The sequence below is a fragment of the Gilliamella sp. wkB292 genome, assembly GCF_001690235.1.
Classification (GTDB): Bacteria; Pseudomonadota; Gammaproteobacteria; order Enterobacterales; family Orbaceae; genus Gilliamella; species Gilliamella apicola_F.
Genome location: NZ_LZGO01000036.1, coordinates 1 through 333, shown reverse-complemented (window position 1 = coordinate 333; position 333 = coordinate 1). Strand labels below are relative to the sequence as shown.

Here is a 333-nt window from a genome sequence, read left to right as displayed (position 1 = left end):
TTATCTCGCCTAGACTTGCCAATTTACTTTCAAACAATCAAGATTTTTTACATGATGTCCAGCTAATAGATGCAACTATAACTGTTAATGGTCGCAGCTATTCTGGTTATAAAGTATTAAATATTCTTCGTTTAATATCCTGTATTGATATGAATAAATCTGAATATATACCATTATTAGAGAGTTATCCTGATGGACCAATGAAATTTTTTGAAATCGTCTTTAAAGAAGATATAAATGAGCAATTTTGTATGGCAAGGTGTGAAGAATCTATAGGGCGAATTGTGATGTCAGAGTCGTTACGCCAGTTTTTTATAAACAATAAAGTAAAAG

General features: G+C 30.6%; 1 protein-coding gene. It reads left to right on the top strand.

Features of this window, described 5'->3' with window-relative positions; all coding sequences use genetic code 11:
• A partial coding sequence (locus tag A9G09_RS12850) for a hypothetical protein (protein WP_176700944.1) occupies positions 1-333 on the top strand: 333 nt, incomplete at both ends.